24 protein-coding genes and 1 CRISPR repeat array (1 of these 25 cut by a window edge) are annotated in these 25,455 nt (G+C 53.5%); of the genes, 12 read left to right on the top strand and 12 right to left on the bottom strand.

Features of this window, described 5'->3' with window-relative positions; all coding sequences use genetic code 11:
* A CRISPR array of direct repeats spans positions 1-842; the repeat unit is 36 nt; unit sequence GTGCTCAACGCCTTACGGCATCAGAGGTAGAGGCAC; it begins 1,537 nt to the left of the window's first position.
* 465 nt (positions 843-1,307) lie between these two features.
* Both rlmN and RHH27_RS02310 read left to right on the top strand, forming a co-directional pair.
* Positions 1,308-2,321, top strand: a complete 1,014-nt coding sequence (rlmN, locus tag RHH27_RS02305; protein WP_302679143.1) for a 23S rRNA (adenine(2503)-C(2))-methyltransferase RlmN — start codon at positions 1,308-1,310, stop codon at positions 2,319-2,321.
* Between the two features lie 59 nt (positions 2,322-2,380).
* Entirely contained in the window at positions 2,381-4,216 is a 1,836-nt protein-coding gene (locus RHH27_RS02310) for an NYN domain-containing protein (RefSeq protein ID WP_302678741.1), read from the top strand.
* Here RHH27_RS02310 and RHH27_RS02315 read toward each other — a convergent pair.
* Positions 4,213-4,941 (bottom strand): response regulator transcription factor, encoded by a 729-nt coding sequence (locus tag RHH27_RS02315; protein WP_302678742.1) that lies wholly within the window; start codon positions 4,939-4,941, stop codon positions 4,213-4,215. The two genes, RHH27_RS02310 and RHH27_RS02315, sit on opposite strands and share 4 nt — an antisense overlap.
* Before the next feature lie 482 nt (positions 4,942-5,423).
* Here RHH27_RS02315 and RHH27_RS02320 point away from each other — a divergent pair, with 482 nt between their 5' ends.
* Both RHH27_RS02320 and RHH27_RS02325 read left to right on the top strand, forming a co-directional pair.
* Positions 5,424-7,091 carry a DUF3370 domain-containing protein gene (locus tag RHH27_RS02320; RefSeq protein ID WP_302678743.1) on the top strand — a complete coding sequence of 556 codons (1,668 nt, stop codon included), beginning with the start codon at positions 5,424-5,426 and terminating at the stop codon, positions 7,089-7,091.
* A gap of 11 nt (positions 7,092-7,102) precedes the next feature.
* On the top strand, positions 7,103-7,858 hold the full coding sequence (locus tag RHH27_RS02325) for a metallophosphoesterase (protein WP_302678744.1): 756 nt from the start codon (positions 7,103-7,105) through the stop codon (positions 7,856-7,858).
* Here RHH27_RS02325 and lspA read toward each other — a convergent pair.
* Both lspA and RHH27_RS02335 read right to left on the bottom strand, forming a co-directional pair.
* A complete protein-coding gene (gene lspA / locus RHH27_RS02330) occupies positions 7,855-8,331 on the bottom strand; it encodes a signal peptidase II (protein WP_206200904.1) in 477 nt (158 codons plus the stop codon). The two genes, RHH27_RS02325 and lspA, sit on opposite strands and share 4 nt — an antisense overlap.
* Complete coding sequence (locus tag RHH27_RS02335) at positions 8,328-9,407, bottom strand: Mrp/NBP35 family ATP-binding protein (RefSeq protein ID WP_149820305.1); 1,080 nt, start codon at positions 9,405-9,407, stop codon at positions 8,328-8,330. The genes lspA and RHH27_RS02335 overlap by 4 nt, the downstream gene beginning before the upstream one ends.
* On the opposite strand from RHH27_RS02335, the gene RHH27_RS02340 reads away from it, so the two are divergent.
* The 3 genes from RHH27_RS02340 (at position 9,406) to RHH27_RS02350 (ending at position 13,161) form a co-directional block, all read left to right on the top strand.
* A complete protein-coding gene (locus tag RHH27_RS02340) occupies positions 9,406-9,618 on the top strand; it encodes a hypothetical protein (RefSeq protein ID WP_302678745.1) in 213 nt (70 codons plus the stop codon). The genes RHH27_RS02335 and RHH27_RS02340 overlap by 2 nt on opposite strands.
* Entirely contained in the window at positions 9,615-11,222 is a 1,608-nt protein-coding gene (guaA, locus tag RHH27_RS02345) for a glutamine-hydrolyzing GMP synthase (protein ID WP_302677225.1), read from the top strand. The genes RHH27_RS02340 and guaA overlap by 4 nt, the downstream gene beginning before the upstream one ends.
* Before the next feature lie 61 nt (positions 11,223-11,283).
* The gene (locus RHH27_RS02350; RefSeq protein ID WP_206200906.1) at positions 11,284-13,161 is read left to right on the top strand and encodes a hypothetical protein; all 1,878 of its coding nucleotides are present in this window, start codon (positions 11,284-11,286) and stop codon (positions 13,159-13,161) included.
* Positions 13,162-13,228: 67 nt separating this feature from the next.
* On the opposite strand, the gene RHH27_RS02355 is transcribed toward RHH27_RS02350, so the two are convergent.
* The 5 genes from RHH27_RS02355 to RHH27_RS02375 all read right to left on the bottom strand — a co-directional run bounded on the left by RHH27_RS02355 (position 13,229) and on the right by RHH27_RS02375 (position 16,746).
* Positions 13,229-13,987, bottom strand: coding sequence for a ChaB family protein (locus tag RHH27_RS02355; RefSeq protein ID WP_302677228.1), 759 nt, complete (start codon positions 13,985-13,987; stop codon positions 13,229-13,231).
* A gap of 102 nt (positions 13,988-14,089) precedes the next feature.
* The gene (gene dnaB, locus RHH27_RS02360) at positions 14,090-15,439 is read right to left on the bottom strand and encodes a replicative DNA helicase (protein ID WP_302678746.1); all 1,350 of its coding nucleotides are present in this window, start codon (positions 15,437-15,439) and stop codon (positions 14,090-14,092) included.
* Positions 15,440-15,453: 14 nt separating this feature from the next.
* Positions 15,454-15,912 (bottom strand): 50S ribosomal protein L9, encoded by a 459-nt coding sequence (gene rplI / locus RHH27_RS02365; RefSeq protein ID WP_302678747.1) that lies wholly within the window; start codon positions 15,910-15,912, stop codon positions 15,454-15,456.
* A gap of 176 nt (positions 15,913-16,088) precedes the next feature.
* Positions 16,089-16,214, bottom strand: coding sequence for a photosystem I reaction center subunit IX (gene psaJ, locus RHH27_RS02370; RefSeq protein WP_011058244.1), 126 nt, complete (start codon positions 16,212-16,214; stop codon positions 16,089-16,091).
* 37 nt (positions 16,215-16,251) lie between these two features.
* Positions 16,252-16,746: a Photosystem I reaction center subunit III gene (locus RHH27_RS02375; protein ID WP_206200909.1), complete on the bottom strand. Its 495-nt coding sequence runs from the start codon at positions 16,744-16,746 to the stop codon at positions 16,252-16,254.
* A 316-nt stretch (positions 16,747-17,062) separates the two neighbouring features.
* On the opposite strand from RHH27_RS02375, the gene RHH27_RS02380 reads away from it, so the two are divergent.
* From RHH27_RS02380 to RHH27_RS02395, 4 genes are all read left to right on the top strand, one after another.
* Positions 17,063-18,262: an adenylate/guanylate cyclase domain-containing protein gene (locus tag RHH27_RS02380; RefSeq protein WP_206200910.1), complete on the top strand. Its 1,200-nt coding sequence runs from the start codon at positions 17,063-17,065 to the stop codon at positions 18,260-18,262.
* A 237-nt stretch (positions 18,263-18,499) separates the two neighbouring features.
* Positions 18,500-18,904, top strand: a complete 405-nt coding sequence (gene psbU, locus RHH27_RS02385; RefSeq protein WP_302677231.1) for a photosystem II complex extrinsic protein PsbU — start codon at positions 18,500-18,502, stop codon at positions 18,902-18,904.
* A 31-nt stretch (positions 18,905-18,935) separates the two neighbouring features.
* Positions 18,936-20,576 (top strand): L-aspartate oxidase, encoded by a 1,641-nt coding sequence (gene nadB / locus RHH27_RS02390; protein ID WP_302678748.1) that lies wholly within the window; start codon positions 18,936-18,938, stop codon positions 20,574-20,576.
* Between the two features lie 41 nt (positions 20,577-20,617).
* Positions 20,618-21,826 (top strand): MlaD family protein, encoded by a 1,209-nt coding sequence (locus RHH27_RS02395; RefSeq protein ID WP_206200913.1) that lies wholly within the window; start codon positions 20,618-20,620, stop codon positions 21,824-21,826.
* Positions 21,827-22,198: 372 nt separating this feature from the next.
* Here RHH27_RS02395 and RHH27_RS02400 read toward each other — a convergent pair whose 3' ends face one another.
* Positions 22,199-22,573, bottom strand: a complete 375-nt coding sequence (locus tag RHH27_RS02400; protein ID WP_302678749.1) for a hypothetical protein — start codon at positions 22,571-22,573, stop codon at positions 22,199-22,201.
* Between the two features lie 257 nt (positions 22,574-22,830).
* Here RHH27_RS02400 and RHH27_RS02405 point away from each other — a divergent pair, with 257 nt between their 5' ends.
* Complete coding sequence (locus RHH27_RS02405; RefSeq protein WP_302678750.1) at positions 22,831-23,364, top strand: tetratricopeptide repeat protein; 534 nt, start codon at positions 22,831-22,833, stop codon at positions 23,362-23,364.
* Positions 23,365-23,473: 109 nt separating this feature from the next.
* On the opposite strand, the gene RHH27_RS02410 is transcribed toward RHH27_RS02405, so the two are convergent.
* From RHH27_RS02410 to moeB, 3 genes are all read right to left on the bottom strand, one after another.
* Complete coding sequence (locus tag RHH27_RS02410) at positions 23,474-23,590, bottom strand: photosystem I reaction center subunit VIII (RefSeq protein ID WP_149820283.1); 117 nt, start codon at positions 23,588-23,590, stop codon at positions 23,474-23,476.
* Between the two features lie 50 nt (positions 23,591-23,640).
* Positions 23,641-24,108 carry a photosystem I reaction center protein subunit XI gene (locus tag RHH27_RS02415; RefSeq protein ID WP_302677239.1) on the bottom strand — a complete coding sequence of 156 codons (468 nt, stop codon included), beginning with the start codon at positions 24,106-24,108 and terminating at the stop codon, positions 23,641-23,643.
* A 162-nt stretch (positions 24,109-24,270) separates the two neighbouring features.
* Positions 24,271-25,443 (bottom strand): molybdopterin-synthase adenylyltransferase MoeB, encoded by a 1,173-nt coding sequence (moeB, locus tag RHH27_RS02420; RefSeq protein ID WP_206200917.1) that lies wholly within the window; start codon positions 25,441-25,443, stop codon positions 24,271-24,273.
* Between the last annotated feature and the right edge of the window lie 12 nt (positions 25,444-25,455).

Below are 25,455 nucleotides of genomic sequence, written 5' to 3' on the forward strand. Positions count from 1 at the left end.
GGACAGAGACAAGGGACAGGGGCGGCGACGAGTGCTCAACGCCTTACGGCATCAGAGGTAGAGGCACTAGCGGGCTTTTCTATATCGTCGACTCCGACCCGCGTGCTCAACGCCTTACGGCATCAGAGGTAGAGGCACGAATAAACTAATGGCGGCAGGGTTCAACAACGACCGTGCTCAACGCCTTACGGCATCAGAGGTAGAGGCACGCTAAAGAACCAGTAAACCCTGTTGTTCCCGACTTGTGCTCAACGCCTTACGGCATCAGAGGTAGAGGCACGACGGTTACGGTAACAGAGTTCCAATTCAGGAAGTGCTCAACGCCTTACGGCATCAGAGGTAGAGGCACCAAAAAAGAAAATCTTTAACATAGAAGAGCAAGAAGTGCTCAACGCCTTACGGCATCAGAGGTAGAGGCACGTTGTAATCCAATACAGGATTCTGCTGGAGAATCGTGCTCAACGCCTTACGGCATCAGAGGTAGAGGCACACGCCACTTTTGTCCCTTAGGGCTTATTTCCCTAGATCGTGCTCAACGCCTTACGGCATCAGAGGTAGAGGCACTCGCTTGTTCAGGCTGATGTTCAGGCTGACCATAGTGCTCAACGCCTTACGGCATCAGAGGTAGAGGCACCTTTTTCAGAAAATTCAATATTAGCATACTTATTGTGCTCAACGCCTTACGGCATCAGAGGTAGAGGCACCTGTAACTCCTGATTTATTAAAAAACTACATTGTGCTCAACGCCTTACGGCATCAGAGGTAGAGGCACTTCCTTGTAACTTCATAAAGTGCTCCCTAAAATCGTGCTCAACGCCTTACGGCATCAGAGGTAGAGGCACAGCGGCGCCCTAGAAATGCCTCTAGGACTAGCTTAGCACAGTCACTTTTCAAGCACCTCTGGCACTTGGTTTTTTTGTGACTGTAAAATTTTTAGCCTCGGCCAGTATTCAGTTGTCAATCCCGCTCTGGGGAATAGGTTCAGAGATTTTCAAGCACCTCTAAATCTAACAAAAACTCTCAAACCAAGTCAAGGGGCTATCTTTGAATATCAGCCGTATCAGAGAATATTTGAATCCAGAGGTGCTTGCATGCGCCACAATCTTGGACAAAACTCAGCTGGCATTCTCTGGGGTCTCGCAAATTTTAGTGCTGCTGACCCGTCAGCAAGAGAAAGATTAACTGCTCTTAGCAAAACTGCAAAGCAATTGTCCCAGCGCCTCAGCGTTCTTTCTTGTGCCCCTATTCCAGAAAAGAGCAGGTTGGCAGTTTGTTAGGATCAAGGGGAAGTGAAGCGGTTGAACACTATGGCGCTGCTGGGACAGTCCGCAGTAGAGTTGAAAGCATGGGTCGAAGCCCAAGGGCAGCCTAGCTATCGGGCACAACAACTCCATCAGTGGCTCTATCAAAAGGGGGCGCGATCGCTCCAAGAGATTACAGTTTTTCCAAAACGGTGGCGTGATACCCTCGCAGGAGTAGAGATTGGCCGCTCAGAGATTCGCTATCGCCATGATGCCCAAGATGGCACTGTGAAGCTTCTGTTGACCTTAGCTGATGGCGAAACCATTGAAACGGTGGGCATTCCCAGTGGCGATCGCCTGACGGTGTGTGTGTCTTCCCAAGTGGGTTGCCCCATGGCCTGTGATTTTTGTGCCACCGGTAAAGGCGGGTATCGCCGCAATCTGGCTTGCCATGAAATCGTCGATCAGGTGCTAACGATCCAGAGTGAAATGAGGCGGCGCGTCAGCCATGTGGTGTTTATGGGTATGGGAGAGCCACTCTTAAACTTAGCGGCTGTTATCCCAGCGGTCACCTGCTTGAATCGCGATATTGGCATTGGTCAGCGGCACATTACCCTCTCAACGGTTGGTATTCCCCAACAAATTCAGCGACTGGCACAATATCAGTTGCAAATCACCCTTGCCGTCAGCCTCCATGCCCCCAACCAAGCCCTACGGCAGCAGCTCATTCCCAGCGCCAAGCACTATCCCCTCAGCCAACTGATTGCCGATTGTCGTGCCTATGTGCAGCAAACGGGGCGCCGCGTCACCTTTGAATATACAGTTCTAGCAGGGGTCAACGATCGCCCCCAGCATGCTGAGGAGCTAGCGCAGCTATTGCGGGGCTTTCAGAGCCATGTCAATCTGATTCCCTACAATCCGATTACTGAGGCAGCCTATCAGCGTCCCAGTGATCAGCAATTGCGACAATTTTTGGCTCAACTGTACGCCTTGGGGGTAACCGCCAGCATTCGGCGATCGCGGGGTCTGGATCGGCAAGCCGCCTGTGGTCAACTGCGCCAAGCCCAACTCAGTGCCTAAAGATTTTTTGCTATCATGATTCTCTAATTCATGTTATTCCTATCACATTTCCTTTTTGAATGAAGCCAGAGCTTTGGTTGATTGCTCCTGTTAGCGCGATCGCCCTCGGTGGTATTGCCACACTGATTCAACCCCAACAACCCTTAGCAACCCTTTTAGGGAGTGGCATCGGTGCCCTTGCGGGTGCACCCCTCATTGAAAAGAACCAACGCCGTAGCGATCGCCTCATTCGAGACATTCACACCGTCCTCTCCTCCTCCCCAGAGAGCACCGAACTCAAAGCACTGCTCCTGCAAGAACTGGCACAACAACGCCAACAACTCACTGACCTTGAACAGCAACTGCACCAAGCACTTCCTGAAGCCCTGCACCCGATTCTCCACGAGATCGCCCAGACACGGCAAACCCTCACGGACAATCTAAGGGACGCCTCCCCACTAGCTGCCCAGCAACTTGAACCGCTCATTGAAGCCATTCATGCCCAGAGTGCGGCTCTGCAAACCATTCAGACACTCCTGCAAAGACCCCAACCCCCAGCAACTGCCCTAAAAACCGCTGTCCTCTACGACATTGAGAACTTAGTCTTTAACCAAGGGCAGCGACTAGACCCCGCCCAAGTGAATGAGCTTGTTTCCCTAGACAACGTTCTGGAGGCAATTAAAAGCACTATTGATCTGGGGGAAATCGCCATCCAGCGTGCCTATGGGAACTGGCAAAATCAAATTCTCCAAGCCCTCAACGCCCAACTGGAGCGATCGCAAATCGAGCGGGTAGGGGTCTATGGTCGCAATCACAATCAGCGTAATGCAGCGGACATTCAACTTGCCCTTGATGCCATTGATCTAGCCTACCAGCATCCCGACATCAATACTTTTGTGCTCATCTCCGGCGATGGTGGTTTTGGCTCCATTGCCCTACGCCTACGGGATTACGGTAAAACCGTGATTGGCTGTGCCTACCGTAATGCCGCCAGTGATAGTTTTCAGCGAGTGTGCCACCGATTTATTTTCCTTGAGAATCCCTTCATTCAGTCCGACCCCGCCACCAATGGCAGAAACGGCACGCCTCCCCCGCGTCAACCCAATCGAGAAAATCGCACCGCGCCATCCTCACCTCGGCGTCTTCCCATTGAGCCGTTGAACTATGAACAAATTCCGCCATCGGCGATTCAACAACGGGAAACTGAAAAACTTTTGGAGCTATTCTCCTACTACACCACTGATGCAACAAGACGGCGAGAATTGGCTAGGGGTATGGTCTTTAATACCGTATTTTTAGAAATGAGATCCGTTGCCCCCCAATTGGATCCGCTGCGATTTGGCTTTTGCAAGCCCTCTGAATTAGTGGCCTACTTAACCACACACCATCAGTTACAAATTGGCGTTGCGGTGAATGGTCAATTGGGTAGAACGATTCTCTGCTGGCGCAATAACCTACCTGAGCGCTACACCCTGCGCACCTCCAGTCCCCAAACCATTCACACCGTCTCGATCTACCGTGGTATCTTTGCCGATGAAGTGGCGGCCGATTTTTTACTGACTCAGGTGGGACAGTGGTTAATTGCCCATCGTCCCCGCAATGCCCCTTTTGAGAGAATGATAAATATTATTCTTGAGCAAGCTCGTCGGCGGCAGCAGCGCATTGGTCAGCAGGAGATTAAGCGGGCGATCGCCAACTATGTCAAAGCGGGCGTTCTAACACGAACAGGGAACACCCTCACCCTCAACCCTGCCATCACGGACTTTTCTAGTTTGGCGATCGAGCTACAAATTCGCTTTCGCCAAGCCGTGGCAGAACGCCTCAGCAAGATTGGTGAAACCATCAATGAGGAGGTCTTTGCCCAAGCGGTTCCCCTCAAGCCTCTACAACTACCGACTGCGAACAACCCAACCTAGGATGCAGATGGTGGCTCAATCTGACTGGGCAGTTCTAGACAATAGCCAGCCCCATAGACGGTTTTGATATAGCGCGGATTCCGCGGATCCGGCTCTAGTTTTGTCCGCAGGTGGCGGATGTGGACGCGAATAGTTTCAATATCATCATCGGGGTCATAGCCCCAGACTTCCTTGAGAATTTCACTGGGGGAGACCGTTTGGCCATGGCGTTGCAGCAGGCAGTGCAGGAGTTCAAATTCAAGGCGCGTCAGCTTAATAATTTTGCCAAACCAAGAGACCTCAAACCGTTCAGGCACTAGTGTCAATGGCCCATAGCTGAGGATTTCGCGATGGCCTGCCGTGGCGGGAATGCGATCGGCGCGGCGCAAGAGGGCGCGTACCCGGGCCAGCATTTCCTCCAATTCAAAGGGCTTGGTGAGATAGTCATCGGCACCGGCATTAAATCCTTCCACTTTATTATGGGTTTGGCTGAGGGCCGTCAACATCAAAATCGGAATATCTTGAGTACGGGGATCGCGGCGCAGGCGTTGGCAAATTGTAAAGCCATCCACTTGCGGCAACATCAGGTCAAGGAGAATCAGATCCGGCGAAAGTTGCACAGCGAGGGCTTGCCCTTGCATCCCATCTAAGGACTTTGTAACCTCGTAGCCCGCCATTTGCAGGTTAATTGCCAACACGTCGGCGATCGCAGGGTCATCATCAATGATTAAGATGCGGGGCTTCATAAAATTGACAGTACTCAATCCTCACGGGCGGCCAACTACCGCTTCTGAGAGAATTATAAACATGGCAGCAAAAACCTTAAGACTTTGTTGAGTTTCTTTAGATTTTCTGAATATTTGACACCAATCTAGGGATACAGAACTTACTCTAAAATAAGGGATACCTCCAGCAGATCAGAGGCTATCCTGCATCAACTTGTCCAGTGCTGAGCGTGGCCAATCTATAGGACACTGAGCGATCGAGAATTGGCCTAGACCACTTTCTAATCAGCACTTGGCGCAGTCTGAAACCCAGTTCTAGGCTGGCATTACGCGCAGCAAGCTAAACCGGAATTACGTTCATGCCGCGAGCTCTATGCGGTCTTGAGCGGATTTTCTACAAACCTAGGCTATACTTTGGGAATGCAACTTTTGGGCAGAAACGATGATCCTGTCCTGACTTTTGCGAACTGCTCACTCATGTAATGCTGTGGTTTGGATCGAATATGCTTGCTCCCATTCTTGTGGCACAAGCCGCTCTAGCAACTCCACCCCAACATGCATCCACTCTGGTACAGGGATATTCGCTTCGCTCGAATGTTGTTGTCCAAGCCAATACTGTACCCGCCAATCTAAGACCCCCTGAAGTCCCCTCGCCACCTGCGGCAACGGCCTACGTCACACCCACCAATTTTGCCTACTTCCCCCAAGACATTCGTCCTTTACCCGGCAAGTTGGACGATGTCCCCGTGTTTAACAGCAATAGTCCAGAGATGGTGCGCTCTGAGGGGATTCTCCTCTCCACCTTTCCACCCCACGGGAAATGGCAACCGGCGGCTCACCTCAACTATCCCTTAGAGGGGCGCTTTGATGTCTTTGCCCACCACATTACCCAATCCAATCGGGCGGTGAGTACGCCAACCCTCTATTTGGGGCTGCTTGCCTATAACCCAACGGATCGCTATGTCACGGTGAGATTTCATCAAGCCGCTAGTTTTTTAAGTACGCCAGATGCTCCCTTCCGCAATTTGCCCGCCATGCTCGATAACCCCACGGGCTTTGTTTTTTCAGGGCCTGGGAGTCGCGTCACCAACCAAGTGCTGCGGGGGGTACGGCAGACGTTCTTTCCCTCACAGATAACCATTCCCCCTCGCGAAGCGCGGATGCTGGCGAATTTGCCGCTGCCGTTGCCCACTCAATTTCCCAATGCGGTACTCAATCGGGTTCGGGCAGAGTTTATGCTCAATGCCGATGGCAGCGTCGGCCCCAAGTTACCCCTAATCCCGGATACAAATCCCTTTGGTGAGGTCTCCTCCTCCAATGGCCGTTCCACCCTGATGTATTTAGAAAGTAGTGGCCCGATTTACTTAGCGCAAATGTCAATGTTTGCCCGCATGAACGAGCAGGGCACCGAACGGGCACCCACCCTAGAGGAATGGTGGGCAATGCTCCATCGCGGTCAACTGGTTACCCCCCGCGACATTCCACCCACGCCCCCCAATAGTGGTCAGTTTGGGCGCTTCTTTTATGGCCGTGTGGCCGGTGTCAGTCAAGGCTCTCGCTGGCAAGCCACCCTCACCGATGGCCAAACCCATGGACAGGCTTTAACGATTCCGGCACCGGGGCGAGCCATCTCCTATGGCATTAGTACGCTGCACCGCGGCACCCTTGGCACGGGTCAAATTCAAAGTGCCCCCATGTTGGTACGCTATCCAGACACCGCCTACTACGCCCATGGCAATTATGGTGTTCACTATAGTTTGACCTTGCCCTTGGTCAACAATACCCGTCAGTTCCAGTCGGTGGTGCTAACGCTGCAAACCCCTCTCAAACAAGATCACCGCAGTGTCGTCCTCCAATTTTTGGAACCCCCGGCTCCCCAAGTGTTTTTCCGGGGAACGGTGCGTGTTCGCTTTACAGATGATTTAGGACAGAGGCAAGAGCGCTATGTCCATTTGGTACAGCGGCGGGGTCAGCGGGGAGAACCATTAGTGACATTAAATATGCGTCCAGGTGAAAAACGGGATGTTACTGTGGATCTACTCTACCCACCCGATGCCACCCCACCCCAAGTGCTGACAGTAGCGACATTGCTTGGTCCTAGCTATGAGAACACGACTCAAGTGCCGGCCGCTCCCAATTCTTTGTCCCTCACACCCGTGACGACACCCTAGGAGTGACGAGAGTGGGCGATCGCGCCGCGTGGCCAAAGGACAATCGCCTTGTTCTCATTGGGGATGTCCACGGTCACTATGAAGGCCTGTGCCGTTTACTGGATCTCATCTCACCTCGGGTGGGCGATCGCCTGTACTTTCTTGGCGACCTTGTGGATCGAGGGCCGAGTAGTGCCGCTGTCGTGGAATTAGTGCGCCAGTGTGGCTATGGTGCTGTGCGCGGCAACCACGAAGACATGATGCTCCTCACCTTTGAGAATAAACAAATCAATCCAGCGCGGCTCTTTGTCTGGTCGAATAGTGGTGGGGATGAGACCCTTGCCAGCTACACCTCCACAGAGTTGCTTTGGCAGCACCTCGACTGGCTGCACAGAGTGCCTTTTTATCAGGATTTGGGAACGGTGTTTATCGTCCATGCGGGGCTTGATCCAACACTGCCCATAGTGCAGCAAACCAGTAAAGAGTGCTGCTGGATCCGCGAGTCGTTTTTAGGCCACCCCATCCCCTACTTTGCGGATAAAACAATTGTGGTCGGCCACACGATTACCTTTACGTTTCCCAATGTCGAAGCAGGACAAATCGTGCGGGGTGCTGGCTGGATAGACATTGAAACCGGTGCTTATCATCGCCGCAGTGGCTGGTTGACGGCGCTGGATTGGACGAATCAATGGGTCTATCAAGTGAATGTCCTCTACGGCGGTACCCGCCAAGGGGAACTGGAAACATTCCTTGTGGATTTGGCAGATTTCTCTTGGAGCACGAGCTAGCGCTGGCGCCATGCCGACCACAAAAGACACGCAATGCCGATATTAATGGCAATATCCGCCACGTTAAAGACGGGAAATTGAATCCAGCGAAAATCCAAGAAGTCAACGACTTCGCCCGTGAGAAAGCGATCAATGCCATTGCCTAAGGCGCCACCCAGTAAACAGCCATAGCCCACTTGCTGCCAGCGATCTAATCTCGGACCGAGCACCGCCCAAGTGATCAGACCCAAGCTCACGATGAGAGACAGCCAGCGCAACCAGACACTGCCATTGGCAAAGAGGCTAAAGGCCGCCCCAGTATTTGTAACGTAGGTAATGTGAAAGACACCGGGGATAATGGGCGTTGTTTGCGGCGGTACTGTTAGGGCATAGGTGGCCACAATCCATGCTTTCGTCAGGCGATCGCTAACTAAGGCGAGGCCAGCCGCCCACCAAAAAAGGGGATTCTTGATCTTGAGCCGCTTACTGCTCATCCCACAGGACTAAGGGCGGCCACTGAGACCCGTGCCGCCACCTGTTGGGCGATCGCCCGTAGGGCTTGCGCCGAAGCAGACTGCGGATCCGCAATGAGAATCGGTTGACCCAAATCTCCCCCTTCCCGCACGGGCAATTCCAAAGGCACCTGTCCTAAAAGGGGTACACCCATTTCCGCCGCCAAGGCTTCGCCGCCCCCACTGCCAAAAATGTCATAGCGACGATTGGGCAAATCGGGGGGAATAAAGTAGCTCATATTTTCCACTAGCCCAAGGACTGTGACTCCCAACTGCTGAAACATCCGCAATCCCCGCCGTGCATCCCCAAGGGCAACAGGTTGGGGCGTTGTTACAATCACTACACCTGCCATTGGTACCGCTTGCGCCAGTGTGAGTTGGGCATCCCCAGTGCCGGGGGGCAAATCCACAATCAGATAGTCCAATGCGCCCCAATCGCTTTGGTAGAGAAATTGGCGAATAATGCCATTGAGCATGGGACCGCGCCAAATGACCGGCTGATCACGATCAATCAGGAAGGCCATCGACACCACTTTCAAACCATGAGCTACCGGAGGTAACAGGACATCGCCTCTGGCTTCCTTGCGCACTTCGACAATGGCATCCTCTAGCCCCAGCATCGTGGGAACATTCGGCCCATAGATATCCGCATCAATAATGCCAACGGCAGCCCCCGCTTGGGCAAGGGCAAGGGCTAAATTCACCGCAACGGTACTTTTGCCGACCCCCCCTTTCCCACTGGAGACGGCAATAATGTTCTTGACTCCTGCTACATCGGTGCGATCGGGCAGGCTCTTTTGCTGCGGCGTTTCAGCGGTAACCGCCACTTGCACATCCATCACCCCCGGCAGAGTAAAGACGGCCTTCTTGCAATCCTCGACAATAAATTCCCGTAGGGGACAAGCCGGGGTTGTCAGTACCAGTGTAAAGCGAACCGTGCCATCCTCAATGGCAACATCGCGGATCATGTTGAGTTCCACTAGCGATCGCCGTAACTCGGGATCTTCCACAGGACGGAGAACGGCCAACACAGACTCAACAGTAAGGGGGGCACTCATGCAGGTGATTCGTTACATTCGCTACTTAGATAGCGATCGTACCATCGTTGGGCAGATTCCTCCGCCAGCCACAGCAGCGATACAGCCAACGATGCAAGCCAAGACCGCTCTCAGACAGGATCACACCCCCATTTGCCTACACTATATTTCAGAAAAGGGCGGTATTCTGGAAAGTATTAGCCATTTGGGATCAGAAGGATTGCAACGTTGACTCACTCCACCCTCCACCAACCCGCCACAGCCGCCGGCCAAGGCCTGCAACGCCAACTTATTGTCATTCTTGATTTTGGGTCGCAATACTCCGAACTTATTGCCCGCCGCATTCGTGAGACCCAAGTCTATTCCGAGGTCATTTCCTACCGCACCACTGCTGAGCAACTTGCCCAATTAGCCCCCAAGGGCATCATTCTCTCCGGTGGCCCCAACTCCGTCTATGACGAGAATGCTCCCCAATGTGATCCAGAAATTTGGAACCTCGGCATTCCCATCCTTGGCGTGTGCTATGGCATGCAACTGATGGTGCAACAGTTGGGGGGAACTGTGGAGCGAGCCACCGCTGGCGAGTATGGCAAGGCAGCGCTCTTTATTGACGACCCCACGGATCTGCTCACGAATGTTGAGCAAGAAACAATTATGTGGATGAGTCATGGTGATAGCGTCACCGAGTTGCCCCCCGGTTTTCGCGTCTTGGCGCATACCCACAATACGCCAATGGCGGCGATCGCCCATCCAGAGCGGAAACTCTATGGCGTTCAGTTCCACCCAGAGGTGGTGCACTCCGTGGGCGGTATTGCCCTGATCCGCAACTTTGTCTATCACATCTGCGATTGTGAACCCACTTGGACAACGGCTGCCTTTGTCGAAGAAGCGATCCGTGAAGTGCGCGCCAAAGTGGGGGACAAACGGGTACTCCTTGCCCTATCGGGGGGGGTGGATTCCTCGACACTGGCCTTTTTGCTCCACCGCGCCATTGGCGATCAACTCACCTGTATGTTCATTGACCAAGGGTTCATGCGCAAAGGCGAACCGGAGCGACTCCTCAAGCTCTTTCAAGAGCAGTTTCACATCAAGGTGGAGTACGTCAATGCCCGCGATCGCTTCCTTGCCCAACTGGTGGGCGTCACAGATCCCGAAGAAAAGCGCAAACGCATTGGCCATGAATTTATCCGCGTTTTTGAAGAAGAGTCGCAGCGGCTAGGGCCTTTTGACTACCTTGCTCAGGGCACGCTGTATCCCGATGTCATTGAATCGGCAAATACCAACATTGACCCGCAAACCGGCGAGCGCGTAGCGGTGAAAATCAAGAGCCACCACAATGTGGGCGGTCTGCCGGAAAACCTGCGCTTTAAGCTGGTGGAACCCCTGCGCAAGCTCTTCAAGGATGAAGTGCGCCAAGTCGGACGCTCCTTGGGTCTGCCCGAAGAAATTGTGCGGCGGCATCCTTTTCCCGGTCCCGGTTTAGCGATTCGGATTCTGGGGGAAGTGACCCCGGAACGCCTAGAGATTCTGCGGGATGCGGATCTGATTGTGCGGCAGGAAATTAACCGCGCCGAGATGTACCACGACTTTTGGCAAGCCTTTGCGGTGCTGCTGCCGATTCGCACTGTGGGGGTAATGGGCGATCAGCGAACCTATGCCTATCCAGTGGTGCTGCGGTTTGTCACCAGTGAAGATGGAATGACCGCTGATTGGGCACGGGTGCCCTACGATCTCCTCGAGCGCATTTCCAACCGCATTGTCAACGAGGTGCCGGGGGTGAATCGGGTGGTCTATGACATTACCTCCAAGCCACCGGGAACCATTGAGTGGGAATAAATTTGCCAGAAAGGGGAGCGATCGGTTTAACTGGGAGAGATGGTGGTGTGAGTGATGTGGCATGAATGGCAAATGGACGCTGGCCCTTGGCTTTAGTGCAGGTGTATGGCTGCCCCTCGCGGCAACGGCGCAATCTAGCCCGCCCCAATGGCAAATTGAGGCTCGGCCAATAACTCACCCCACCTTTGAAGTGGCACCAACGGTGGAAGCACTGCCCCAATGGCAAGCCGTTCCCGAACCTAGGGGCGATCGCCCGTGGCAGCCAGCAACGCCAGAAGAACTGGCGCAACCCATTTTGCCCCCTGTAGCTGAGCAGGCACCGACACCCGTCATTGCCGAGGAACCCCAGTATCGCATTCCTCCCTTAATGCGTCCGCCCACCCGTCTCTTTAACTTGGAGACTGCCAATATCCTGCCGGAGCAAACCCTTGAACTACGGGGGGGAATTCGCAACTATGATCCCCAAGTGGCTGGGGGCGGCGGCGGTCTGCAAATTTTCTATGGCTCCATTGACTATGCGATCAATCATCGCTTGCAAGTGAGCTTTAGTGGCAATTACTACGACGATCCCTTGGGACGCTTGGTGAAGGGGCTACAGCCCGACCTTCAGTTTGGGGCGATCGCTGCTGGTCTCAAATATCAAGTGCATCGCGGCGAGAATCTATCGGTGGCTGTGGCTGGCTCCCTAGAGGCAGTACGGGTGCGATCGGACAATTTCCTCTTTGTGCCGGGTGCTGCCCAAGCAGGTACTTGGACGGTTGCCGCCTCATTGCAAGCGCCAATGACCTATTCCTTTAATCCCCAGTTGCAGTGGCACTTTACGCCCAACCTCACCTATTTTCCCGACACAGTGAACAAGGGAGGGGAATTTTACGGCACGAACTTCAACTTTGGCACAGGCATCAGTTGGCAGCCCCATCCTCGCTTTAATCTTTTTGCCGATGTCAATATGCCCGTCGGTCCGGGGGGCAATGCCGTGCGCAGTAGCGATGGCGCGATCGTCAACCTGCCCGTGTGGAGTGCCGGTGTGCGCTTTCTAGTGAACCCTTCAGTGAGTATTGATTTGGCAGCCACCAACGCCTTTGGCATTACACCTGCAAGTCGTACCTTGGCTTTTTTGCCCGGTGCGGATCAAGTGGGTGTCATGGCGGGATTAAGCTATACCCCCAATATGGGGCCTGATTTTGCGCCACCCTTTTTGCCCAGTTTTCGCAGTGGGCCTCGGCAACCCCTCACGGATCGCGATCGCCAGCTTTTACTCAATGGCCTCACCCTTACCTCCCCCAGCACCCTTGATCCGGGGATGCTGCACCTGCGGGGCAATAGCGGCACCACAGGAACCGGTTTTCAAGTGGGCTTTGGTCTTGCCTACGATGCCCAATTTGCCATTGCCATTGAACAGTGGGAACGCGGCGAAACCCTCATCGAAAACATCAACTACAGCGGTAACTTGCAGTTGGGGCTAGCAGCGAAGTTGCGTTTCCTCGATCAGGCTCAAGGGGATCCCTTTTCTTTGGCCTTTCAAGGCTCATTTAATCGTGGCATTAAGCAGGGGGGAGGTGGCAGTCGTTCCCTAGGCGGCTTGGAACTGGCCTTTATGTATGAGCCAACCAAGAATGTGGCACTCCTGTTGAATCCCAAGTTGGGCATCTTTAGTCCCAGCCAAAAAATCGTCGGTGGTGTGGGGGTCGGCCTCAATGTTGAGGTAGTCCGCAACCTCCAATTCATTGCCGAAGCCACGCCGGTCTTTGGGCAAACGGGGGTCTATAGTGCCGGCTTGCGTTACGTCGTGCCCCAGTGGGGACTAGGCATTGATCTCTATGGATCAACGGCAGTCGGCAGCAGTATTCCCAATGCAGGTCTTGTCGGTCAGGGGTCGCCGGGGGTGGGGGTCAACCTCCATTGGCTGTTTGGCGGATCGCGGCCACAGGAGAATTAAAGTCATGCAAACTCAATAGTTGTTAGTCCCCCCTCAAGCGCAATGAAGGGGGAGCAGGGGCTAACGCCTAACTGCCGTAGATGCCTTTATCATCCCGTTGGAAGAGGCGTTTGATGTGCTCCCACGCCTTAATGAGGGCATTTTTTTCATCGTTGGACTCCTTCAGCGCCTCGTTGTAGGCTTCGACAAATTTAGACTGAGCGGCCTCCGAGAGATCTGCGCGTACCTCTGGGGAAATATCCTCTGGCCCAGACAACTGCCCCTCAGGCTGACGCGGAATTTGCATCTCCGTAATGGCTGCCTCTTGACCGCCAGCGGATTGCAATAGGAGAAAAATCTCGCCGGCTTTGTCCTCAGGGACTTCAACGACCAGCAAAAATTCACCTGCCTGTACCCGCGTTTGATAAATGGCAGCTTTGTCCTGCGGCATCCCCAAGGAAATCAGTGCGGATCCTAGGCCGGCGCCCAAAGCACCATAGAGCGCACCACTGGTCGCCCCCAAAAGGGCAGCCGCCAGAGGGCCAGCAGCAGCCACAACGCCAATAAAAGGAATAAACAGAACGCCGACTCCGGTCAGCAAACTCAGCAGTGAACCAAACACCGAGCCATAGAGGGCACCCGTGGTGACGCCATCCAAAATAATATCTTTCTTAGTAATAAATCCACTAATGCGGGCTTCAGACTGAAAATTGCGGCCAATGATTGAGATATTTTCCTTGAGCACACCGCGATTCAAGAGTCGTTCGATCGCCTCTTTGACTTTGGCCTCTTCCTTGAAGGTGGCCGAGACACATTTTGTTGCTGGTTGAGCAAAAGTCGTACGCATTGATGGGTTTCCTCATCAGGACATGACCCCAGTATAGATACGAGCAATTATCGTTGACACCGAACCTCCAAGGTGAGGAAACAGAACGCTCTCCCCACTCGACTAATCGCGGGCAAGGTTTTCAAAGCGAGTGTATTGGGGGTCAAAGAGGAGCTTGACGGTGCCCACTGGGCCATTGCGGTGCTTGGCAATCAGGAGTTCACAAATGCCGCGATCGGGGGTGTCAGGGTTGTAATATTCATCGCGGTACAGCAGAATCACTAAGTCGGCATCCTGTTCAATAGAGCCGGATTCGCGCAAATCAGACATCAGGGGGCGTTTATTTTGCCGTGATTCAACACTGCGGCTGAGTTGGGAGAGGGCAATGACAGGGACATTGAGTTCCCGCGCCAGTCCCTTGAGGGAGCGGGTAATTTTGGAGAGTTCCTGCACCCGACCTTCGGTAGTTTCTTCGCCACCCATTAGTTGCAGATAGTCAATCAAAATGAGGCCGAGGCCATTGGGATGCTCGGCATGGAGACGACGGGCAGTGGAGCGAATCTCCCCAAGGGTGGGATTGGGAGTGTCGTCAATGTAGATGGGCAGTTGCGAGAGAATACCGATCGCCCGACTTAGGGGTTCCCACTGGTGTTGGCTAATGCGCCCCGCCCGTAAATAGTTGCTGTCAATGCGGGCTTCGCTGGCAAGGAGACGTTGCACCAGTTGCTCCTTGGACATCTCAAGGCTGTAGATCGCCACCCCCAGATTATGAATTTCGGCAATGCGACGGGCAATCTGTAGGGCGATCGCCGTCTTGCCCATTGAAGGACGACCGGCAATGATAATCAAGTCCGATCGCTGGAAGCCTTGGGTCATGTTGTCCAGATCATAGAAATTGCAGGATAGACCCGGCTGAATATGACCGATCGCCCGCTGCTCCAATTCCGTAAACGTGCGGGTAAGAATTTCATCGGTGCGGGTCAATCCCTGCTGAATCCGATCCTGCGTCACACTAAAGATCTGCTGCTCGGCCTGATCCAAGATCACATTCAATGGGAGGCTGCTATCGTAACCCAGCTTCACCACATGGGTACCGGCTTCAATAAGCTTACGGCGCAGGTATTTTTCCTTGACCAAGAGGGCGTAGCGATCGATATTGATCGCGCTCACTGTGCGCTCGACCAGTTCCGCCAGCTTGGTGTGCCCCCCAACTCGTTCCAATAGCCCCTGATCCTGTAGCCAAGCGGTAACGCACAGCAGATCCGTGGGGCTGCCGCGACTGTGGAGCGAAACCGCTGCCCGATAGATCTCGCGGTGGGCACTGAGGTAAAAGGCCTCAACCGGCAAAATATCCACCACGCGGTTGATGGCTTCCGGGTCTAAGAGAATACCCCCCAAGATCCACTCTTCCGCTTCGAGGTTCTGGGGGGGAATCAGTTGGCTATCGGGCTGAAAACTTGGCTCCTGAACCATCAAGGAGGCTAGCCCTAATCGGCAACGACTTGGATATTGAGTTTGACACTCACTTCGGGGTGAAGCTTGATTTCAGACGTGTAGGTGCCCAATTTGCGAATCTCCGGCAGAGTTATTTCGCGACGATCGATGGTTTCACCCGTAATCGCTTGAATTGCATCGGCCACATCTTTGGGTGTAACGCTGCCAAAGAGCATATCTTTTTCGCCCACGGGCATTGAGATGGTAATGGTGGCCAGTTTTTCGAGGGTGGCTTTTTGTTTTTCAGCAACGCCTTTAAGTTCGGCGAGCCGCTGCCGTTCTTTTTCTTGGAGCCGCTCTACGCGCCGCAGGGCACTGGGGGTTGCTGGCTCGGCAATCCCTCTTGGAAATAGGTAATTACGGGCATAGCCGGGGGCGACTTCGACAACTTGACCCATTCGCCCGAGTTTATTGACGGTTTCATTCAAGACAACTTGCACCCGCTTTGCCATGGGGATCCTCTTTCATTGAACTGGATGGGTTAACAGCAAGCGTCAGCGCTGGTGGCTACGGCTGCTATTTTAGGACAAATAACTATTCTATAGCCTCTCGGCAGCAATTGCGACAAAAAAAGGGCAGAACGCTGTTCCACCCTTGTACCGAGTTTGTTCCAAAGTTAAGGGTTCACTTAGAGGGGATGGAAGAGCAAGTCGGGATAGAAACGATTAAACTCAATCAAAATCCCAGCGGTAATCGTCATCCAAATGGCGGCCAGCACGGGCGCGGTGGAAAGATAGGTCAAAAAGTGTTTCATGGTACGTCGTCCTTATGACAGTCAACAAACAGTGAAGCTAGCGAGGGGAAACGGTGATTTCGTTGTCTTTGGCGGTGAGTTCACCCGATGCCAGCTCCTTGAGGGCAGCCAATGGCCAAGCAAACCCCGTGAGCATGCATTTGATGGCAAGGGGCACATCAATAATGATTTCTTTTTCATTGGCCTCACCGCTGTTGCGCACAGCAATCAAGTAGGCGCGACCCACCCAGCCAATCCAGCCGGCAATGTACAGGAAGAGCACACTGGGAATGAGAAAATCACCGGCACGGCTGAGGCGACCATCCACAACGAGGTGGGGCAAACCATCTTGGCCGCATAGGGCTTGACTATAGCGCTCAAACCGTTTTTGACCGGAGGCGGGATCAGCGGTGGTATTCACAGCAGCGGCAGCACGTTTTTGAAAGGCAGGAGAATCTTTGCAGGGGACGAGTCCTGCCACATCAGCGGCGGCTAGAGGGGTAAAACCTAGCCACAGGGTCAAGACAAGGAGTAGGGCTAACAATCGACGCATGGAGTGTTGTCCTCAAATGCAGACAGGTCAAAGTGCATTCACGGAGAGAGCAATCCCTCCCAAAGCTGCCATCATTTTAGCGGATGGGCTTCAACCCAACCCTAGGGGAAAGGTTAATAATTTTTACGAGGGCAAATGCTGACTAATGCTTCCTCTGGCGATCGTTCTATGGTTGATTGGTGCTACCGCACAAACTGCATCTATTGAGCCAGACAAAGCTCCTTTGCTAGACTGGATCTATTGCTGGATTTGACTTTGAAACATCTACACATCGGTGGCGCTGGGGGGAGAGCTGACCCACGGTGATTTCGCAACCATGAAAAGTGTTTCTCCTATTTTACCCCCCATGGATGCTGACCTGACCTTTAACTTGCCCGACCAAAAGATCCTCGAGACCTTACCTGCCCAACAGTTAGTGGCGATTATTTTGCGTCAGCAGCAAATTATTAATCAACTCCGCCATACCCTCTCGCAGATTCCCGGCGCCCCTGAGGTCGTTCACCTTGAGACCCCACCCCCCTCAGAACCCCATCTGGCACTGGTGAGTGAGGACACGGTTTGTTATTTTCCCTTGACAGGGGGGAACTGCTGGACCATTGGCCGCAGTGAAGACAATTCCATTGTGCTCAGCGATCGCTGGATGTCACGGAACCATGCCATGATTCAGCGCATGGGACAGGGGGAGTTTTATCTCATTGATCTCGGCAGTCGCAATGGCACGTTCGTCAATGGTCGCCGCGTCAGTATTCCCGTGGCCCTGCACAATGGCGATCGCATTACCTTTGGCCAAACGGAACTGGACTTTTTTAACGAACCCTTTGCCTCCCTATTTGCCGAAAATGCCACTCTGTCTTTGCCTCAATCCGAAGGCTCCTCCACAGCACTGCTCCATGTCCGCCGCCTGTTGACGGTTCTGGTGGTGGATATTCGTGACTTTACCAAGCTAACGCGGCAACTCGAAGAGGAGCTACTGTCGGAGCTAATTGGCACGTGGTTTCATCGGGCGGGCGAGATTATTCGTCAGTACGGCAGTTGGGTTGATAAGTACATTGGCGATGCGGTCATGGCGGTTTGGATCCACGAAAGCGAGGAGATTGGCTATCAAGAAATTTGCCACACCCTCTCTGCCTTAGAGGATTTACGGCTGATGACGGGAGAACTGCACCAGCACTATCCCTTGCCGTGGCCACTGCGCATTGGTTCTGGTTTGAATACGGGCTATGCCATGGTGGGTAATACGGGGAGTGGCGATCGCCCCGACTATACTGCTCTGGGAGATACCGTTAACGCTGCCTTTCGCCTTGAGAGTGCCACCAAAACCATTGCCGCTGATCTGGCTATGGGGGCAACCACCTACCACTACCTTGTGCAGTCTTGTCCAACCGTTGTCCCCTTTCGACCCCAAGTGCTGAACCTCAAGGGCTATGATGCTCCTGTACCCGCCTACGTGGGCAGCTTTGATGACCTCCATCGGTTCCTTGCCCAAGCCATCAAAGGGAGGGACACCCTGCACTAAACACCTGAAAAAAGGGATTAAGGGACGGCCTCCCTCTGATATTATTGAATCACCTGTAGGGGGCAGTCTAGACATCAGTCTATTGTGGGCGTGATGCCTCAGTTTCCTCTGTCACCCTGCTGGCGATCGGCTACCGCCGCCTGCGCTCGCTGTGCGATGTGGTCAGTTCTTTGCTTTGACTCTTAATGAACCGCTGTTTTTTGTAATGACCTGTGAGATTTGGGAGGTAAAGGAATTATGCAACGTTTGGGCCGCTGGCTAGCACTGGCTTACTTCGTGGGCGTTAGCCTGTTGGGCTGGATCAACTGGAGTGCCCCAACCTTGGCGGCAACTGCATCCACCGAGGAAGAACTGGTCAATGTGATAGATGAGAAACTTGGCACTGCCTATGGTGAAAAAATTGACCTTAACAATACCAATATTGCCGCCTTTATTCAATACCGGGGGTTATACCCAACCCTAGCTAAGTTAATCGTTAAAAATGCCCCCTACCAATCCGTTGAAGATGTCCTGAATATTCCCGGCTTGACGGAGCGGCAAAAGGAAATTCTGCGGGAAAACTTGGATCACTTTACCGTGACCGAGGTGGAAACGGCTCTCGTTGAGGGTGGCGATCGCTATAATAATGGGCTATACAAATAACTACCCTCATTAGATCAACTTTGGGTTAGCGTTGACTCCCGCAACTTCTGGATTTGATGTCTTAATCATTGGCAGTGGTGCTGCGGGTCTCAGTGCTGCCCTTGCCCTTCCCCCTAGTTATCGCATTGGCCTGATTACCAAAACTGACCTTCGACAATCTGCCAGTGGCTGGGCACAAGGTGGTATGGCTGCGGCCATTGACCCGGCGGATTCTCCCCTACTCCATGCCCAAGATACCCTTGCTGCGGGGGCTGGCCTCTGTGATCCAGTGAGTGTCCAGTTTTTGGTTGAGCAGGCACCGGCACAGGTGGAGCGGCTCTTGGCGATGGGGGTAGCTTTTGATCGCGTGGGCGATCGCCCGGCTCTGACCCTCGAAGCGGCTCATTCTCGTCCTCGGGTACTTCATGCCGCTGACACCACAGGTCAAGCCCTGATTACAACACTGCTCGAACAGGTCACTGCTGCACCCCATATCGCGCTTCTGCCCAATAGCTTTGTCTTTGATCTGTGGCTAGAGTCGGGGCGATGCTGTGGGGTGTGTCTGTTGCGTCAGGGACAACTTCAGTGGCTGCGCTCGGGGGCAGTTGTTCTCGCCACAGGGGGCGGCGGTCAAGTTTTTGCCCAAACCACGAATCCCCCCTTAAGCACTGGCGATGGTGTGGCAATGGCATGGCGGGCAGGAGCACACATTCGGGATGTCGAGTTTTTCCAATTTCATCCCACCGCTCTTGCCGTTGAGGGAGCACCGCGATTTCTGATCAGTGAAGCAGTGCGCGGTGAAGGGGCACATCTCATAGACCACACAGGGCATCGCTTTGTGGCGGACTACCATCCTGCTGGCGAGCTGGCACCACGGGATATTGTCAGTCGCGCCATTTACCGTCACCTTCAGCAGAGCCATGCCCCCCATGTCTGGCTGGACTTACGACCGATTTCTCGCGATCGCCTGCACTACCGTTTTCCGAAAATCATTGCTGTCTGTCGGCAGTGGGGCATTGATGTTGAACAGCAACCCATTCCCGTGTCTCCAGCAGCCCATTACTGGATGGGAGGAGTCGTCACCGATTTACAGGCCAAGACCAGCCTTCCCGGCCTCTATGCCGTTGGTGAAGTTGCCAGTACTGGTGTCCACGGTGCCAATCGCCTTGCGAGTAACTCCCTTTTGGAATGCTTTGTCTTTTCAGCTCAACTGGCACATCTGCACCCTCAGCCCCTTCCCTTGGCGGTGTCCCCTGTTAGCCAGCAAGCCCTTGAAATTGAGCCAGTGAGTTTTCGGCAGTGGCGCCAAGATCTGCGGGAACTCCTGTGGCAAAGTGCTGGCATTTGTCGCGATGCTCCCACACTGATGGCCGCTCTTTCCCAAGTGAAAGAATGGCGCCAAGAACTGCTGGCTCATCCGATTGCGATCGCCCTTCGTGAACTCAACCCCAATCACTGCTATACCCTCAGCAATACAGCCGCCCAGACAACTCTTTGGGAATGGGGCGAGCTACGCAATCTCTTGGACATTGCCTACTTAATTCTCAAAAGTGCCCTCTTTCGGGAGGAAAGCCGCGGAGGCCACTACCGTCAAGACTACCCCCAACCCGATCCCAATTGGCAAATGCACACCCTAATTTGGGGAGAGCACTGGCAAAAAGCGGCAATTCAAGGCGTCCAGAGTAAACTATAGTTGCTATAGATTCCAAAAATTTTTTGCGGTGATCTATCCCTATGATGCAGTCACGGCGTGTGCAGGAAAGTTTGGTGGGTCTGGTGATCCTTGCGGGCTTAGCCACATTAGGGGTCGGCCTACTCTGGTTGCGGGGCAACCTTGCCGGTACCAATAGCTACACCCTTGAGGTGGAATTGGATACAGCACCCGGCTTAGCGGTGGGGACACAGGTGCGCTATCGCGGTGTCCAAGTGGGTCGCGTCACGGCCATTGGGTTTGACGCCAATGGTGTCCAAGTGAGTGTGCGCGTCAATAATGTGTTGATTCCCCGTAGTGCTGTACCGGAGATTCGCCAGTCGGGCTTTATTGGTCAGGCTTTCTTGGACTTTACCCCCAAGGAGCGAGTACCGGAGATTCCCGAGGGCGTCACTGCCTTTGCCCCCAAGTGCCAACCAGACTTGATTTACTGCAATGGCGATCGCGTGACGGGCGTCCGAACAGCCAGCCTCGAAGACCTCATACGGGCAGCTACCCGCTTTACTCTAGCGCTGGAAGAATCAGGGATTATCAATAACGCCAATACCCTCATTCTGGGCGCAACCCGCACCGTCAATCGTGCCGATCAATCCCTGACGAAGGTGACCACTGCCCTCGATAGTTTCAACGCCCTCAGTAATGAAGCCCGTGCTGAACTACGGAACTTTAGCACAGCCTCGCAAGCGGTGACCCGTGCGGCCAACCAGATCAGTGAAATGGTTGAGGTCAACCGCAACACGATTAACTCCGCCTTGCGCAACATTGATGGCGCGGCCCGCGATCTGAGAACCACGCTTCATGCCCTTCGTCCCCTGACCAAGCAGCTGGAGCAGGGGGAATTATTGGCCAATTTGGATGCCCTCATTAAAAATGGTGCTGAGGCAGCAGCCAATCTCAATAAAGTCTCTGGGACACTGAGCAGTCCTATCATTATGCTGTCGATCGCCCAAACCCTAGATGCAGCACGGGCAACATTTATCAATGCCCAAAAACTCACGAATGACTTGCTCAAACTCACGGGCGATGAATCGTTCCAGTCTGATTTGCGACGCCTCATTAAAATCCTCAGCCGCCTACTGGCTTCGAGTGAGGAGCTTGAGCAGCAATTCTTGGCACTCCATGCCACTTCCCTAGGAGAAACTCAGCCACCACCCCCCAACCCTGCCCCGAGTCCAAGTGTGGCTGCGACGCCCCCCAAAGAGGAAGAAGCTGCCGTGACCAGTGATCCCTAGGTTGGCAATTGGTTGAGCGGGCGGTTTCTGTGCTACCCATACAGGTAAAGCGCACTTCGCTACGACGACGGGAAACATCTGGATTGCGGTTTACTGGTGCGAGTTGACCATTGAGCCAGTAGGGCTGCCCCGCAGAGTAGGCGCGAAATTTCAGGCCAGCCAGTTTGGGTTGTTTTGCTTGGGCCTTGCGCAGTTCGTTGGCGATCGCCAGCGCCCGCATCAGACCGAGATCAGCATTCGAGCCGGGGGTCAAGCGGTTCAATGTATTACTGGCTGCCGCCTGCTCTAGCAAGGCAAGGATTGGCGTTTAGTACAGCCCTTTTCCAAAATATCCCGTGCCCAATCCCGACGTAAAAATCCGTAACGTTGATTTTAACGAGCTGTTCGGGTTTCTCCTGTGCGGGTAAAGCGCACTTCGATACGACGCCGGGAAGCATCTGGATTGCGGTTCGCTGGTGCGAGTTGACCATTGAGCAAGTAGAGCTGCCCCGCAGAGTAGGCGCGAAATTTCAGGCCAGCCAGTTTGGGTTGTTTTGCTTGGGCCTTGCGGAGTTCGTTGGCGATCGCCAGCGCCCGCATCAGACCGAGATCAGCATTCGAGCCGGGGGTCAAGCGGTTCAATGTATTGGTGGCTACCACCTGCTCCAGCAATGTATCGAGATTACTGCCACTGCCTTGATTGGGCTGGCCGTCGGTATGGCCAATGATTTCCACGGTGTCAATGGCGTATTCGTCGCGAGTAGCCATAATCTTGGCGGCTCAATCAACCCAAATGTATTGGCGAAACGGTTCAGAGAGTTGCGCACTGCCTGTAGGGAAACAAAATTTTTCATTATCTGGAATAGAGCGATCGCCGGCAACCGCAAGTGGATTCATGGTCAGTGGATGAAATTGCGAGATTTCTAGGGTTAAAGGGGTCGCCTCTGTTTATCATAGACCTAAGGAATAAATGCGTAGAGCCTCAATTTTAGAATGATCGGTTGTTACTGGGGATACGACTTACCATGGAGAATGCCTTACCTGCGGTTTATTTAAGTGTGTTGATTATTCTACTCGGCGTCTCAGCTTGGTTTGTGGTCAAACAAATCCTCAAAACCCGCCGCATTGAATCTACTTTGGCACGCCTGCAACGAAAACTCAAGCAGGAACTAGGGACCACTCAAGAATACTTTGAACTCGGCAGCATCTACCTCACCAAAAAACTGGCCAGTCAAGCGATTCCCCTGTTTCAAAAAGCCCTGAAGGCGGCTGAAAGTGAAGGTGAAACCTATGTGGCTCCCATCTACAATGCCCTTGGCTATGCCTATTTCATGCAGGAGCAGTATGATCTCGCAATTCGCCAGTACAAGGAGGCTCTGAAAAATCAGCCTGAGTACATCACGGCTGCCAACAACCTAGGCCATGCCTATGAGAAAAAGAATCTAGCCCAGCCAGCCCTTGAGGCCTATCAGCACACCCTGAAATACGACCCCAACAATGCGATCGCCCAACGGCGGGTGAATTCCCTGAAAAAACGGCTGAGTGGCGCGGCGGCTTGAGGATCCCTCGTCAAGCAAAAACTGGTTAACAATAAAAAACTGGCTAGGACATTCCCCAACCAGTTCGCAATTCACTCTGTGTATTTAGCTGGATAAGCTACCCCTCGGTTTAGGCGTCTCCTTCGATGTAGAGGAACAGCAACCCCATCACCACCGTGGGCATCAGCCAGCACACCACGGGAATAAAAATCCAAGGCAAAAAGGATGCAGCGTAAGATCCCATCATAATCAGCGGTTCTCCTTCTGGGTGATCAAAAGTAAAGTGTGACCAAGACCCTAGTTAAAGAGGCCGGTCATGATGCCATCCACAACAGCAAAGTTTTCGAGGAGGAAGAAGGCAACAAAGGCACCACCCATAGCCCCCACAAAGAAGCCAGCCGTAAACTGACTCCAACCCTCACCGGTTTTCAGGGGATCGCTGCTGCTGCCACCCTTTTGAAAACTCACAAGGCCATAGGCGGCTAGGCAAGCTGTGGCAATCAAAATCAGGGCGATACCAGAAATTAAACCGCCCAAGTTGGCCACATCGGAATCCCGCAAGGGACCGAGCTTGACCCAAGGACCAATGACAAAGTAGCCGTGAGCCATCCCTACTTCTAGCCCCCGCAGAATGGGCGAGAGGCCTTGACGATAGGCGGGGAGATTGCCAATAAAGGTCTTGACTAGGCCAGAGTCAGAAATGGGTGTAGATAGGTGACCGATAAAGGGATCACCATTGTATGGCTTAACCAGTTCTTCTGCCATGATTTTTATTTCCCTAGCATTCCGTCATGTCCGCGCACAGGCACGAACCTAAGTGGTTATTCTAGGCAAGGGCGGGCGATCGCGCGAGAGAGAGCGTTCATCTCTTTAAGAAAGTTCATGTATCGCAACATCCCCTTACGCAGCCCCGCCCTCAAGTTGGGGTTAGTAGGTGGGTACGCTGGGATCGACTTCCTGACTCCAAGCGTTGATGCCCCCTTTGATATTGATCCCCTCAATGCCAGCCTGTTTCAGTATGCCCAAGGCTTTGGCAGAGCGACCCCCCATCTTGCAGTGCACCAAGAGGCGATGGCCATTCACCAGATTGCGGATTTTCTCCACACCGGGGCCATTTTCAATCTCCGAGAGGGGAACGAGTACAGCGCCGGGAATCCGAGCAATTTCGTACTCGTTGGGGTTGCGCACATCCACAAGAACGTAATCTTGGGCACCGCTGTCCATGAGGGCTTTGAGTTCCTGGACGGTCATTTCGGGAATTTCTGCCATTTGGGCGGCCTCCTGTGCTTTGGCTTGGCGAATACCACAAAATTCTTCGTAGTCAATGAGCTTGTCAATGACTGGCCGTTCGGGGTTTGGGCGCAGCTTGAGTTCACGGAATTTCATCTCTAGGGCGTTGAAGAGCAAGAGGCGGCCACTGAGGGTTGTGCCTTTGCCAAGAATAATTTTAATCGTCTCCGTGGCTTGGATGACGCCAATAATACCCGGCAGAATCCCAAGAACGCCCCCTTCCGCACAGGAGGGCACTAGGCCCGGTGGCGGCGGTTCCGGATAGAGATCACGATAGTTGGGGCCGCCTTCATAGTTAAAGACCGTGGCTTGGCCCTCAAAGCGAAAGATGGAGCCATAGACATTGGGCTTATTCAGGAGCACACAAGCATCGTTCACCAAGTAGCGGGTGGGGAAGTTATCGGTGCCATCCACCACAATGTCGTAGTCCGCCATAATCTCAAGGGCATTGGCGGCGCTCAAGCGAGTTTCGTAGAGATCCACTTGGCAGTAGGGATTGATCTCAAGGATGCGGTGCTTCGCCGATTGAATTTTCGGCTTGCCCACCCAAGAGGTGCCGTGGATCACCTGCCGTTGCAAATTGGAGCTATCCACCACATCAAAATCTACAATGCCAAGGCGGCCAATACCGGCAGCGGCGAGATAGAGCAGCAAAGGCGATCCCAATCCACCCGTGCCAATGCAAAGCACGCTGGCAGCTTTGAGGCGTTTTTGACCCTCAACACCCACCTCTGGCAAAATCAGATGGCGGGAATAGCGTTCATAGTCGTCTTTCGTGAGTTCAATCGTAGAAAGGTCTGGATTTAGCATGGTAGCCCTTCA

The sequence above is a fragment of the Thermosynechococcus sp. PP555 genome (genome assembly GCF_031583225.1).
Taxonomy (GTDB): Bacteria; Cyanobacteriota; Cyanobacteriia; order Thermosynechococcales; family Thermosynechococcaceae; genus Thermosynechococcus.

Excerpts from the sequence above, each read along its gene's own strand:
- rlmN (WP_302679143.1), top strand. The coding sequence starts at position 1,308 with ATGGCGCTGCTGGGACAGTCCGCAGTAGAGTTGAAAGCATGGGTCGAA.
- RHH27_RS02310 (WP_302678741.1), top strand. The coding sequence starts at position 2,381 with ATGAAGCCAGAGCTTTGGTTGATTGCTCCTGTTAGCGCGATCGCCCTC.
- RHH27_RS02315 (WP_302678742.1), bottom strand. The coding sequence starts at position 4,941 with ATGAAGCCCCGCATCTTAATCATTGATGATGACCCTGCGATCGCCGAC.
- RHH27_RS02320 (WP_302678743.1), top strand. The coding sequence starts at position 5,424 with ATGCTTGCTCCCATTCTTGTGGCACAAGCCGCTCTAGCAACTCCACCC.
- lspA (WP_206200904.1), bottom strand. The coding sequence starts at position 8,331 with ATGAGCAGTAAGCGGCTCAAGATCAAGAATCCCCTTTTTTGGTGGGCG.
- RHH27_RS02340 (WP_302678745.1), top strand. The coding sequence starts at position 9,406 with ATGCAGGTGATTCGTTACATTCGCTACTTAGATAGCGATCGTACCATC.
- RHH27_RS02335 (WP_149820305.1), bottom strand. The coding sequence starts at position 9,407 with ATGAGTGCCCCCCTTACTGTTGAGTCTGTGTTGGCCGTTCTCCGTCCT.
- RHH27_RS02350 (WP_206200906.1), top strand. The coding sequence starts at position 11,284 with ATGAATGGCAAATGGACGCTGGCCCTTGGCTTTAGTGCAGGTGTATGG.
- RHH27_RS02355 (WP_302677228.1), bottom strand. The coding sequence starts at position 13,987 with ATGCGTACGACTTTTGCTCAACCAGCAACAAAATGTGTCTCGGCCACC.
- dnaB (WP_302678746.1), bottom strand. The coding sequence starts at position 15,439 with ATGGTTCAGGAGCCAAGTTTTCAGCCCGATAGCCAACTGATTCCCCCC.
- rplI (WP_302678747.1), bottom strand. The coding sequence starts at position 15,912 with ATGGCAAAGCGGGTGCAAGTTGTCTTGAATGAAACCGTCAATAAACTC.
- psaJ (WP_011058244.1), bottom strand. The coding sequence starts at position 16,214 with ATGAAACACTTTTTGACCTATCTTTCCACCGCGCCCGTGCTGGCCGCC.
- RHH27_RS02375 (WP_206200909.1), bottom strand. The coding sequence starts at position 16,746 with ATGCGTCGATTGTTAGCCCTACTCCTTGTCTTGACCCTGTGGCTAGGT.
- RHH27_RS02380 (WP_206200910.1), top strand. The coding sequence starts at position 17,063 with ATGAAAAGTGTTTCTCCTATTTTACCCCCCATGGATGCTGACCTGACC.
- psbU (WP_302677231.1), top strand. The coding sequence starts at position 18,500 with ATGCAACGTTTGGGCCGCTGGCTAGCACTGGCTTACTTCGTGGGCGTT.
- RHH27_RS02395 (WP_206200913.1), top strand. The coding sequence starts at position 20,618 with ATGATGCAGTCACGGCGTGTGCAGGAAAGTTTGGTGGGTCTGGTGATC.
- RHH27_RS02400 (WP_302678749.1), bottom strand. The coding sequence starts at position 22,573 with ATGGCTACTCGCGACGAATACGCCATTGACACCGTGGAAATCATTGGC.
- RHH27_RS02405 (WP_302678750.1), top strand. The coding sequence starts at position 22,831 with ATGGAGAATGCCTTACCTGCGGTTTATTTAAGTGTGTTGATTATTCTA.
- RHH27_RS02410 (WP_149820283.1), bottom strand. The coding sequence starts at position 23,590 with ATGATGGGATCTTACGCTGCATCCTTTTTGCCTTGGATTTTTATTCCC.
- RHH27_RS02415 (WP_302677239.1), bottom strand. The coding sequence starts at position 24,108 with ATGGCAGAAGAACTGGTTAAGCCATACAATGGTGATCCCTTTATCGGT.
- moeB (WP_206200917.1), bottom strand. The coding sequence starts at position 25,443 with ATGCTAAATCCAGACCTTTCTACGATTGAACTCACGAAAGACGACTAT.